The sequence below is a fragment of the Stenotrophomonas sp. 05L44_2 genome, from assembly GCF_056665995.1.
Map to the genome: position 1 here is coordinate 1 of NZ_JBFTNR010000088.1, position 11,221 is coordinate 11,221.

Here is an 11,221-nt window from a genome sequence, read left to right on the forward strand (position 1 = left end):
GTTCCGTTGTGATGCCTGTGGCTGCCATCAGGCCATCAGCAATGCGCGCCTTTCGGACTGGCAACTGCCGCCCCTGCTGGGCGTATGAGGACGTACCATGCCGTTGACTGAAGAACAGTTCACCATCCTGCGCGCCATTGCCGATGCGCGCCCTGTAGGAAGCGATGCGGCGACGTGGGCCGTGAAGGAAGGCCTGGCGGTGCAGGCGGAAGATGCGGATATCGATCTGACCCCACACGGGCGCGACATGCTGGCCTCCCAACCGGCGCGCTGACCGGGCAGCACTGGCATTCAGCATGCACATGCCGTGGTGAGCTCATCACGGCATTTGCGCGCTGGCGGTGCGACGAACACGCGGCGTAGATCCGCCTTGCTGCAGAGTTGCGCACGCCAGCTCCCAAAGCGCGACACAGCCCTCATGCACCGCCAGCTTTCCCCCACCTGCCACGATGCGATTGCCCTGCGGGCCGGCGCGCTGGGCAGCGTGCTGGGCGTGGCGCTGTTCAAGGTCTTTGCGCTGTCTGCCGCAGCGGCCGGCTCGATGATGACGGTCGGGCTGTGGCTGCTGGGATGTGCACTGCTGGCGGCCTGGGCGTTGGCGGCCTGCCTGACCTGCCTGGCCTTGAGCCGGCGTGTGTTCGTGCTGATGCTCGCGCTGTCGACGATATTCCTGATCTGCATTGCCTGATTGGCAATCGCCCGCCTCTGAGCGTTCCCACAATTGTTACTCAATAACAAGTGCTGCCAGTCGGATTGCGCGTGAGCCAAGTCACGGATTGAATTCGATGGCCAGACCGGCCCTCTTGAGATCTCCCCATGCGCCTGCTGCAGCCCCTGCTCCGCTCCGCTCTCTGTTTCCTTGCTCTCGCTTCCATCAGTGGCTGTGCCACTTATGACGATTCGGCCATGCACGCAGCCTGCCAGGAGTCGCCGCATGTGAAGGACCTGCCGCCTGAGGTTGCCGCCCGCGAAAGCCGATGCAGCAAGAGCGTTGAGGTCTGGTCGAGCGAGCGCAAAGGCAGTGACCAGCCGCTGGACCTGAGCGGCAAGAAGAAGGATCTCTGAAAGATGGCGGCGCAGCCCTGCGCGGGCTGCGCCGGAAGTCAGGCAATCGCTTCCCTGCCAGCTGAGCTCGTCCATTCCTGTACCGCCCGCGCCAGTCCTGCCGCATCGGCGCCATCACTGGCCCAGGCGACAATGCCGTCCGGACGAACCAGCAGCGCCGACAGGCCCAGCGAATCGACAGCGGGCTGCGCGATGGACAGGATGCGGGCCCGTTCAACATCAACCGCCTCGCACAACGAGGCAGCAGCATCGAACACCAGCAGCACCGCCTGCCCTGYCCGCAGTAGTTCACCCATGCGGCGACCATCGACCAGCAGGAAATCCGGCGTGCTGCGGCCCACCAGCGGATGGGTATGGCCGAGGTCCAGCTGCTGGCCCACACCCCACACGCGCTCGGCGAGATACGTGGCGCCATCACGTGTTTCTGCCAGATCGGCGACGATGGCAGCCAGTGCACGTGAGCCCGCGCTTGGGCGCATCAATGCGACCTGCGCGCGCGACCATTCCAGCACGCGCGCGCCGATCGGATGGCGTTCGGCCTGATAGGTATCCAACAGCGCATCAGCTGCCTCGCCGCGCACGACGGCGGCGAGCTTCCAGCCAAGGTTCATCGCATCGCCCAGGCCCAGGTTCAGACCCTGCCCACCCAGCGGCGAATGCACATGTGCGGCATCGCCGGCCAGCAGCACGCGGCCACGACGATAGGCGGTGGCCTGCCGTGCGCCGTCGGTCCAGGTGGTGGCCAGATGCAGTGCGGTGATCGTTGCTTCGCGGCCGGAGATGCGGCGCAGCAGCGCCTGTGCCGATTCGCGATCAAGTGGCTGGCGGTGGCCCGCGCCGCCGTCGAAGTCGGCCAGGGCGATCGTGCCCGGCGGATTGAAGTTGCACATGCCCTGCGCGGTGGTGTGACGCCCCGGGCTGAGTACCGTCGGATCTTCCAGTTCAACACTGAGCGAGTGGCCGGTGAACTCTGGATCGGTACCAGCAAAGCTGAAACCGCACTGCTTGCGCACGGTGCTGCGGCCTCCATCGCAGCCGACCAGCCAGCGCCCGCGGAAGGCCTGTCCGCCCGCCTCGACCTGGACCTCGCCGGCCCCCATCTGCACGCTCTGCACGCCTGCACCACGCAGGATCACTGCGCCCAGCGCCTGCGCGCGCTCGGCCAGCACGGCCTCCAGCGCCTGCAGTTCCACCGCCATCTGCGTGCCGACCGGGCTGGGCAGGCGCCACGGCCAGCGACCGCTGTCGACGTTGTCCAGTGCAAACGGAATACCCGCGAAGTGACCACCCAGCTTGCGTGGCTGCGAGAGCCAGTGCGCGGTTCCCGGCGGCGGCGGGCCTTTCTCCGGCTTCAGCACCTGGCCGGCTGCCACCGCGTCCAGCAGACCGCGYCGGTCGAGCGCCTCCAGCGTCGGGGCATTCAAACCGCGCAGCCCGAACGGCAGGCGCTTCAGCGGCGAATCCGGCGAGGCCRCCTGCTCCAGTACCAGCACCGCGCTTCCTGCCTGACRCAGTTCACAGGCCAGCAGCAGTCCCACCGGGCCAGCCCCGGCAATGACGACGTCGTACCGCATTGGCAATCCTCGTGAGCACCCGGTCGGCACTCTGGCGGCCTCAATGTTACACTCGGTGTACTTTTCCACAAGTGACCCGCCCATGCCCCCGCCACCCGGCCGCCGTGAGCAGCGCAAAGCCGAGACCCGACAGGCGATTTCCGACGTCGCCACCCGGCTGATCATCGAGCGCGGCTTCGAGGCGGTGTCAATGAGCGAGATCGCCGATGCCGCCGGGGTTTCGCGCAAGACGGTGTTCAACTACTTCGCCAGCAAGGAACAGCTGGTGTTCGACCGTGACGAGGAAGCGCGCCAGCTGCTGCGCGAGGGCATGGCCGCRCGCACGTCGATGACGCCGCTGGCCGCCTTCCAAGGACTGGTGCGGGAACTGCTGGACACCGGCCATCCGCTGCTGCGGATCAACGCCGGTGCGGCGTCGTTCTGGAAAACCGTGGCCCAAAGCGCCGTACTGGYGGCCCATGCGCGGCAGCTGCAGGCGCTGCTGACCGATGACCTGGCGCAGTTGATGGCTGAGTCAGCGGGGCGACCCGTCGGCGACGCCGACGCACGACTGGGTGCGACGATGCTGATGGCGTCGATGGTGGCCGCCTACGAACAGGGGCTGCGCGCCCTGTCGTTCGGCGGTGATCCGCGGCAGGTGATGGTGCCGCTGATCGTGCGCGGCGCGACGGGGACGCTGGTGGCATTGGCCAGCACACCGTATACCGACCCGGCGCAGCGCCAGTGCAGTGACATGCGGATCGGGGTGCAGGACCAGGCCCCGGCAACTACGGCCCGGGGCCCTTGATGGCAGATGTTTTACTGGACGTTGATCACCACATCGTCCGGGGCCAGGAAATTGCCGCTATTGCTGCGTGATGCCGAGATCACGTAGGTTCCGGGTGTTGTGATCGTGCCATTGCAATGCCGTACGGGCGTGGTGTTGCTACCATCGAGATTGCCGCTCGTCTCGCACAGCATCTTGCCGTTGGCAAACACATAGAAATTGCTGGTGCCATCCACCCTCCCGCCACCGGTGATGTAGATTTCCGAAGGCGAGCCGGCCACGCGTGGCAACGTTCCAACCTCGAATCGTGCCTTCACCGGGTGCGGCAACAAGCTGGGACATGTCATGACGAAACCGTCCCGCGAAAAGCAGACTTCAGCATGGGCTACTGCGGGAGCGGCCATCAGGGCCACGAGCAATACAGACGTTCTGAACTCCATTCCAGCGTCTCCAGAAGATCCCAGCGGAATCGCTGGGACCACCGTGGTAGCGATGATCGTGTTACAGGGGCATGAAGCAAAAGGAAAGAGCAGCGCTGCCCGCGAATGGCCGCGCCGCTGAAAGCGCCTGATATCGGGCATCTGCAGGAAAATGACGCGTCGTGCACCCATGCGTGCGGGATGTCCATCCATCCCTGCCAGATGATCAGCGCCGCGATGTGTCCGGCCCTGATCGTTCAGTCGGCGCAGGGAGCACGAAAGATGAGCGACGTGATCGTCAACCGGAGCAGGACACCAGCATCGAGCGGGTGACCATCTGGGTGGAGGTGAAGCCGTTCTTGTTGCCGACCGCGATGGCGTTGCCCTCATCGCCATCCTTGCTGAAGACCACGTAGCCACCGGGGCACATCTGCCCGGCCTTCTCGTAGCAACCGCTCCAGGAACTGGAGCCGCTGCAGTCGATGGAAACGCCACGGCGGCCATCCGGGGTGACGGTCATCTTGGCGGTGGTGCAGCCGGTCATCGTGGCGAGGAACAGCAGCGGAACGAACRACTTCATGGTGACTCCAGGGATGGGAACTGCGAATGGGCGCCAAGGCTGGAGCGCCTGGATTGCGTGAACCTTGCGCCGGACCTTCGGCTTCACCACCTGCCGCCATGGTCTTCCGGCAGATGCGGAGGCACGCCATGTTCACGCAATGTTCCTGTAATACGGTGCCGGCGCGTGCCGAACCGCCCTTCTGCGGCCTCTCCCTGCCCAAGCCCTGCTGATGCACATCCTGCTGATCGAAGACGAAGCCGAACTGGCCGCCACCCTCAAGTCCGCCCTGCAGCGCGAGCGCTATGTAGTGGACGTGGCCAATACCCTGGCACTGGCGCGGGAGGCGGCCCTGTGCGGCCTGCACGATCTGGTGCTGTTGGACCGCACCCTGCCTGATGGCGATGGCCTGGCGTTGATTTCGGTGCTGCGCGAGCGCAACCCCGGGGTGCCGATCATCGTGCTGAGCGCGCTGGGCCAGTTGCCGGACCGGATTGCCGGCCTGGATGAAGGCGCCGATGACTACCTGGCCAAACCCTTCGCGCTGGAGGAGCTGTTCGCGCGGATCCGTGCTGCTGGCCGTCGTCCAAGCGGATTGCAAGTGGAGTCCATCAGCATCGGCCGATTGGTGTTCGACCCCGCCTCGGGCGAGGCCAGTGTGGACGGCCAGCGGCTGGAGCTGCCGCGGCGCGAGATCCGGGTGCTGGCCGCCCTCGCACGGCGCCTGGGCCGCACCGTGCTGCGCGAATCCATCGAGATGGCGGTGTATGGCTTCGACGACGGCATCCATTCCAACACCCTGGATTCGCACGTCTCGCGCCTGCGCCGAAAACTCGCTGACGCCGATGCGGGCGTGGAGATCCACGCCATTCGCGGGGTTGGCTATCTGATGCGGGAAAGCAAGTGATGGCGCGTCGCCCGTCGTTGAAGCGACCGCTGATCGTCAAGACGCTGATCTACCAGTTGCTGGCCCTGCTGGTGGCCTTCTTCGCCCTGCTGATGGTGCTGGTTCGTGCCGACAGCGGTGGCTACTACACCATCCAGACCTTCGCACCGGTGGCGGCCGAGGCGGTGCACCGCGACCGCAACGGCGAACTGTACGTGCAGCACACGCCGGAGCTGGCCGAACTGCTGAAGATCGTCCCCGGTGCCTGGTTCATCGCCGAGGACGAGCATGGGCACCACGTCACCTTCGGTCATGTGCCACCGGCCTATGCCTCGCTGGTCGGCGCCCTCGATGGCATCCCCTATGGCGACCTGCGCGGGCGTGATCGCAGCGATGGCCTGGCCGTGGTGGTACGCCAGCACGGCGGACCGGCCGGCAAGCTGACCATCATGGCCCATGGCGAAACCGATTCACTGACCATGCAGATGGCGTTGGCCGCGCACATCATCACCCTGCCGATCTTCCTGCTGCTGGCGCTGGCCACCATCATCCTGACGCCGATCATCGTGCGGCGGGCACTGGCCGGTGTCGAGCGCATCGCGCAGGAAGCCCGCAACATCTCGGCCAGCCGTCGTGGCATCCGCCTGACCGAGACCGCGGTGCCGGTGGAGATCGCGCCGCTGGTGACCGCCGTCAACGATGCATTGGGTCGGTTGGATGAAGGACACGAGCGGCAACGCCGTTTCATCGCCGCAGCGGCGCATGAGTTGCGCACGCCGATCGCGATCCTGCGGGTAAAGATCGATGCCGCTGATGATTCGACTTCGCGCAGCTTTGCCGTTGAAGTCGCGCGTCTGGCGACCCTGGCCGAGCAGCTGCTGGACCTGCACCGCATGGAAGAGGACGGTCCAAAGGAAACCCTCAACCTGGCCCGGGTGGCCAAACGGGTGGCCGCCGATCTTGCGCCCCTGCTGATCCAGTCGGACAAGACGGTGGCGGTGGCGGTGGAACCACACTTCCCGGTGCTGGGTGAGGCTGGCGCGGTCGAACGGGTGATCTCCAACCTGGTGTTGAATGCCGCCGAGCACGGTGGCCGCCAGATCATCGTGCGGGTGCAGGGCAGCTGCCTGGAAGTGGAAGACGATGGCCCCGGCATTCCGGTGGACCAGCGCGAACGTGTGTTCGAGCCGTTCCAGCGACTGCGCCCACGCCAGACCGGTGCGGGCCTGGGACTGAACCTGGTGCGGCAGGTGATCGACCGTCACGGTGGCCATGTCACGATTCTGGATGCCCCTGGTGGCGGCGCGCTGATCCGCGTCGAATTCCCACAGCACCCGGGCGTTGTCTCTGCGCCATCGGTAGAGCAGTGAGGACGTCCGCACATCGGTGACTGCCGCCTGTCCGTGCGCTGCAGACAGCGATGACACGCAAGGTTGCGGCAATGTTCGCTGCGCAGCATCGAATCGATGGCATCTGCGCTGCCATCGCGTTCCATCCTGACAGGAAGCCTGCACGTGACCGAAGGAGTTCCTCCACCCTCCTCCTCTAGCCGATCCCGCACGACACCAGCCACATCCGGTTTGACCGCGGCTGCGTGGAATAGACGCTCGCATGCCGATCGCGCGCGCGGACTGCCGCATTGGCCACAGTGGCTGCGCGCGATACCTACTGCGAAGCGTCCGAACGTGCTGATGCGCCTTTTTGCCGCGCTGTTCCTGTTGCTGCCCGGCAGTGCACTGGTGGTTTCAACGCACCGCCATGCACACGCAGCACTGACCAGCGCAGTGCTGCTCTTCGTCGTCGCACATGCCGTGCTGCACGCGCTGTCCGCATGGCGATCAACTACAGCGCGAACCCTCCCTGCTGCTCTRCGCAACATGGACACGCATGCAGCGTGGATGATGCTGGCAAGCGCGTGGGTCCCGCTGGTGATACATCGCGTGCACGCGCAGCCGACCAGCACACTCGCTGCCGCAGGGCTGGTGATCGGCACGCTGTGCCAGCTCTGCAGCCTGCGCATGACATCCGACCGTCTGCGCAGCGCATTGCTGGTGCTGGGCAGTGCCTTGCAGTTCGTCGCCGTGGCGCTGGTCATCGCCATGGAAGTGACCTGACAACCACGACAGCGCCGCAAGGTTCACGCAATCCATCACCTTGAGACTCGACGGCCATCCACGCCCGGCACCCGGAGCGTGCATCTCTCCTGCCGCGAGGACCACCGATGACCTGCTCCTTCTGGATGCTGTGCGAATGAGCACAGCACCGCGTAAACACCGCCGACTGCTGATGACCGCCGGTGCCGTACTGTGCACTGCCATTGCCGTCTGGTTCTGGCTCCGACCGGCACCGCCGCCACCGCTGCAGCTCGCGCCCGTGGTGCGCGGAAACATCGAACAGGTGGTGGAAGCCACCGGCACCCTCAAGCCATCGCGACTGGTAAGCGTGGGCGCGCAGGTTTCCGGACGCATCGAAACCCTGTACGTGAAGCTGGGCGACAAGGTGAAGGCAGGTGACCCGATTGCCGACATCGACTCCCGTACCCAGCGCAATGCACTGCTGAGTGCGCAGGCAGCACAGCGCACCGCACGCGCCAACCGCGATGCACTGGCCACCGATCTGCGCCAGCTCGAACTGACCCTGCGGCGGCAGCAACGGCTGGTCGCATCGCAGCTGGTTGCCCGCGCCGACTTCGACGCGGCCAACGCCAAGGTGGAGGCAACCCGCGAACAGATCAAAGCGCTGGATGGGGAGATCGTGCAGCGGCAGACCGAGGTGGACATCGCGCAGACCAATCTGGAATACACCCGCATCACCGCGCCTACCGATGGCACGGTGCTGGCGGTGGTCGCCCGCCAGGGGCAGACGGTGAACGCGGTACAGAGCGCACCCACCATCGTCATGCTGGGCAACCAGGACGTGATGACCGTCTATGCCGAAATCTCCGAGGCCGACGTTGTGCACACCACGGTCGGCCAGGAAGCCTTCTTCACCATCCTTGGCGATGCGGGCCGCCGCTACAGCAGCACGCTGCGCGACATCGCGCCCGCGCCCGAATCGATCACCAACGAAGATGCATCCAGCCTCACGTCACCGGCGTTGTCCGCCGGCAGCCGTACCGCCATGTACTACAACGGCCAGTTCGACGTGGACAACCGTGATGGGCGCCTGCGCAGCTACATGACCGCCCAGGTACGCATCGTGCTCGGCCCGCACCCGCGCAGCCCCGATGAGCGCCCCCATGAGCGAGCCTCTGCTGAGCGTACGTGGGCTGCGCCGTGAATTCGCCGCCGGCGAGCAGACGCTGGTGGTACTGGACGGTGTGGACCTGGACATCCATGCCGGTGAACTGGTGGCCATTGTCGGCCAGTCCGGCTCGGGCAAGTCGACGCTGATGAACATCCTCGGCTGCCTCGATCGCCCCTCTGCCGGCGAATACCAGATTGCAGGGCGCCAGACCGCGCAGATGTCGCCCGATGAACTGGCCGAACTACGCCGCGAACACTTCGGCTTCATCTTCCAGCGTTACCACCTGCTGGCCGACCTGACCGCGCTGGGCAACGTGGAAGTGCCGGCGATCTATGCCGGCATGCCCTCCCCCGCGCGCCAGGCGCGGGCCGCCGAACTGCTGGCGCGGCTGGGCCTGAGTGAACGCATGCAACATCTGCCCGGCGAGCTGTCGGGGGGCCAGCAGCAACGCGTGTCGATTGCCCGCGCACTGATGAATGGCGGTGCGGTGATTTTCGCCGACGAACCGACCGGCGCCCTGGATACACAGTCGGGCAAGGAAGTGATGAAGATCCTCGGCGAGCTGCATGCCGAAGGCCACACCGTGGTGCTGGTGACCCATGACATGGCGGTGGCCGAACACGCCCAGCGCATCATCGAGATCCGCGATGGTCGGATTGTCGATGATCGTGCCACCGGTGCTGGCTCGGCAGCGGGCGTGGCGCCGACCGCGATGCCGCAACGCAACGATGGCATCGGCTGGCAGGCCGTGCGTGATCGCTTCTCCGAGGCCTTCCGAATGGCCCTGCGCGCCATGAACGCACACCGCATGCGTACCTTCCTGACCATGCTCGGCATCATCATCGGCATCGCCTCGGTGGTGTCGGTGGTYGCGCTGGGTACGGGCGCGCGTCAGGCCATCCTGTCCAACATCTCTTCGCTGGGTACCAGCACCATCGAGATCTATCCAGGCTCCGGCTTTGGCGACCTGCACGCGGCGCGGGTGGAGACCCTTACCCCGGGTGACAGCGTGGCCCTGGCCGGGCAACCGTTCGTGGACAGTGCCACCCCTGGCGTAGCCACCACGGGTACTGCGATGCGCGGCAACCGCTCCGCCAGCGTGCAGGTGCAGGGCGTCAGCGAACAGTACTTCCGCGTGCATGGATTGAAGCTGGGCGAAGGCACCTTCTTCGGCGCGCAGGGTGTGGCTGGCTACCAGCAGGTGGCGATCATCGACGCCAACACCCGCGCGCGCTTCTTCGCCGCAGCCGAGAACCCCATCGGGCAGACCCTGCTGCTGGGCACCGTGCCGGTGCGCGTGGTGGGTGTAGTGAAGAAAGATGCCGGCGCCGCCGGCGACGCCTCGCTGCTACGGGTATGGATGCCCTACACCACCGCCATGGCGCGGGTGTTGGGCCAGAGCCATGTATCCAGCATCACCGTGCGCGTATCCGATGCGATCAGCATGGAAGCGGCCGAGCAGGCCATTGCACGATTGCTGACCCGCCGCCACGGCAGTACCGACTTCTTCATGAGCAACAACGCGCAGATCCGCCACTCGATTGAACAGACCACCGGCATCCTCACCATGATGATCAGCTCCATTGCCGCCATCGCGCTGGTGGTCGGCGGTATAGGAGTGATGAACATCATGCTGGTATCAGTGACCGAGCGCACCCGTGAGATCGGCGTACGCATGGCCGTGGGCGCGCGGCGCAGCGACATCCTGCAGCAGTTCCTGATCGAGTCGGTGCTGGTGTGCCTGCTTGGTGGTGTGCTGGGCATTGGTGTGGCGTTGCTGCTGGGCGCAGTGCTGGCACTGGCCGACGTGGGCTTCAGCCTGGTGTTTTCAGCGAATTCAATCATCGCGGCGTTCGCGTGTTCCAGCCTGATCGGGATCGGCTTCGGCTTCTTACCTGCACGGCGCGCGGCGCAGCTGGATCCGGTGGAAGCGCTGGTCCGGTAATCACCGCAATTGACTGCGGTGACGGCAGGTTCGCGCAATGTCTGCGGTGTGTACTGCAGCTACCGACGATGTCCGCACAGGAGCTGGACGATGTTTCTGAAAACAGGAAGAAATGCGCTGCTACTGGCAGCAACCGCGCAGCTGCTGGTGCTGCTGCCCTACTCGGGCGATGCCCATGCGCAGCGTGGCGACCGCCACAACCCGCAGTGGAACCAGGACTATCGTGACCGCGAGCGCGATGACTGGCAGCGCCGCGAGCGGGAGCGTGACCGGGAACGCGAGCGCCGGCACGACGCCAAGACCACGGGCGTGGTGGTGGGCGTCGTGGGCGCGGCCGTGGTGGCGGGCGTGATTGCGGCAGCGGCGAAGYGCGAGCGGGAAACACGCGAGCGCGCCGATTACTGCATGAACCGCTACGGCAACTATGACCGCCGCACCGACAGCTATCGCGACCGCGATGGCTACACCTACCCCTGCCGCTGACTCCCTCGCTCAAGGACTACATGCAATGCATATGAACAAGACCGCCCTGTTGATCGCGCTGTGCGCCGCCCCGCTGCTTGCACAGGCGGCGCCAGCCGACCCGAAACAGGCCTATATCGATTCCACCTTCACCGCGATGGACAGCAACAAGGACGGTCGCGTCGACAAGGGCGAGTTTGCTACGTATCAGCAGGCACGCTTCAGCAAGCAGGCTGACTCGATCGATGCCGCGTTCGCTGCGATGGACAAGAACAAGGACGGAAAGATCAGCAAGGAAG

Annotated in this window: 14 protein-coding genes; 11 read left to right on the forward strand and 3 right to left on the reverse strand. The window is 65.6% G+C overall.

What is annotated here, in order from left to right; translation table 11 throughout:
• Positions 1 to 97: 97 nt before the first annotated feature.
• The 3 genes from AC1VAN_RS04920 (at position 98) to AC1VAN_RS04930 (ending at position 1,065) form a co-directional block, all read left to right on the forward strand.
• Positions 98 to 274 (forward strand): hypothetical protein, encoded by a 177-nt coding sequence (locus AC1VAN_RS04920; protein ID WP_165780900.1) that lies wholly within the window; start codon positions 98 to 100, stop codon positions 272 to 274.
• A 144-nt stretch (positions 275 to 418) separates the two neighbouring features.
• Positions 419 to 688: a hypothetical protein gene (locus AC1VAN_RS04925; RefSeq protein WP_032976223.1), complete on the forward strand. Its 270-nt coding sequence runs from the start codon at positions 419 to 421 to the stop codon at positions 686 to 688.
• 128 nt (positions 689 to 816) lie between these two features.
• Positions 817 to 1,065, forward strand: a complete 249-nt coding sequence (locus AC1VAN_RS04930; protein ID WP_032976225.1) for a hypothetical protein — start codon at positions 817 to 819, stop codon at positions 1,063 to 1,065.
• Positions 1,066 to 1,103: 38 nt separating this feature from the next.
• Here AC1VAN_RS04930 and AC1VAN_RS04935 read toward each other — a convergent pair whose 3' ends face one another.
• Positions 1,104 to 2,639 (reverse strand): FAD-dependent monooxygenase, encoded by a 1,536-nt coding sequence (locus AC1VAN_RS04935; protein ID WP_480985369.1) that lies wholly within the window; start codon positions 2,637 to 2,639, stop codon positions 1,104 to 1,106.
• Positions 2,640 to 2,721: 82 nt separating this feature from the next.
• Here AC1VAN_RS04935 and AC1VAN_RS04940 point away from each other — a divergent pair, with 82 nt between their 5' ends.
• On the forward strand, positions 2,722 to 3,426 hold the full coding sequence (locus AC1VAN_RS04940; protein WP_480985370.1) for a TetR/AcrR family transcriptional regulator: 705 nt from the start codon (positions 2,722 to 2,724) through the stop codon (positions 3,424 to 3,426).
• An 11-nt stretch (positions 3,427 to 3,437) separates the two neighbouring features.
• Here AC1VAN_RS04940 and AC1VAN_RS04945 read toward each other — a convergent pair whose 3' ends face one another.
• The gene (locus AC1VAN_RS04945; RefSeq protein WP_235189945.1) at positions 3,438 to 4,016 is read right to left on the reverse strand and encodes a hypothetical protein; all 579 of its coding nucleotides are present in this window, start codon (positions 4,014 to 4,016) and stop codon (positions 3,438 to 3,440) included.
• A gap of 106 nt (positions 4,017 to 4,122) precedes the next feature.
• Positions 4,123 to 4,404 carry a hypothetical protein gene (locus AC1VAN_RS04950; RefSeq protein ID WP_480985371.1) on the reverse strand — a complete coding sequence of 94 codons (282 nt, stop codon included), beginning with the start codon at positions 4,402 to 4,404 and terminating at the stop codon, positions 4,123 to 4,125.
• A 211-nt stretch (positions 4,405 to 4,615) separates the two neighbouring features.
• Between AC1VAN_RS04950 and AC1VAN_RS04955 the strand changes: the two genes are divergently transcribed.
• The 7 genes from AC1VAN_RS04955 to AC1VAN_RS04985 form a co-directional block, all read left to right on the forward strand.
• Positions 4,616 to 5,290 (forward strand): response regulator transcription factor, encoded by a 675-nt coding sequence (locus tag AC1VAN_RS04955; protein ID WP_032976230.1) that lies wholly within the window; start codon positions 4,616 to 4,618, stop codon positions 5,288 to 5,290.
• The gene (locus AC1VAN_RS04960) at positions 5,290 to 6,639 is read left to right on the forward strand and encodes a sensor histidine kinase (RefSeq protein ID WP_032976231.1); all 1,350 of its coding nucleotides are present in this window, start codon (positions 5,290 to 5,292) and stop codon (positions 6,637 to 6,639) included. Before AC1VAN_RS04955 ends, AC1VAN_RS04960 begins: the two co-directional genes overlap by 1 nt.
• Before the next feature lie 321 nt (positions 6,640 to 6,960).
• Positions 6,961 to 7,383, forward strand: a complete 423-nt coding sequence (locus tag AC1VAN_RS04965; protein ID WP_032976232.1) for a hypothetical protein — start codon at positions 6,961 to 6,963, stop codon at positions 7,381 to 7,383.
• Positions 7,384 to 7,519: 136 nt separating this feature from the next.
• Positions 7,520 to 8,548 carry an efflux RND transporter periplasmic adaptor subunit gene (locus AC1VAN_RS04970; protein WP_480985372.1) on the forward strand — a complete coding sequence of 343 codons (1,029 nt, stop codon included), beginning with the start codon at positions 7,520 to 7,522 and terminating at the stop codon, positions 8,546 to 8,548.
• Positions 8,496 to 10,460 (forward strand): MacB family efflux pump subunit, encoded by a 1,965-nt coding sequence (locus AC1VAN_RS04975; protein ID WP_282280520.1) that lies wholly within the window; start codon positions 8,496 to 8,498, stop codon positions 10,458 to 10,460. Before AC1VAN_RS04970 ends, AC1VAN_RS04975 begins: the two co-directional genes overlap by 53 nt.
• A 90-nt stretch (positions 10,461 to 10,550) precedes the next feature.
• Entirely contained in the window at positions 10,551 to 10,943 is a 393-nt protein-coding gene (locus AC1VAN_RS04980; RefSeq protein ID WP_480985373.1) for a hypothetical protein, read from the forward strand.
• A 31-nt stretch (positions 10,944 to 10,974) separates the two neighbouring features.
• On the forward strand, positions 10,975 to 11,221 hold a 247-nt coding region (locus AC1VAN_RS04985), incomplete at its 3' end, for an EF-hand domain-containing protein (RefSeq protein WP_480985374.1).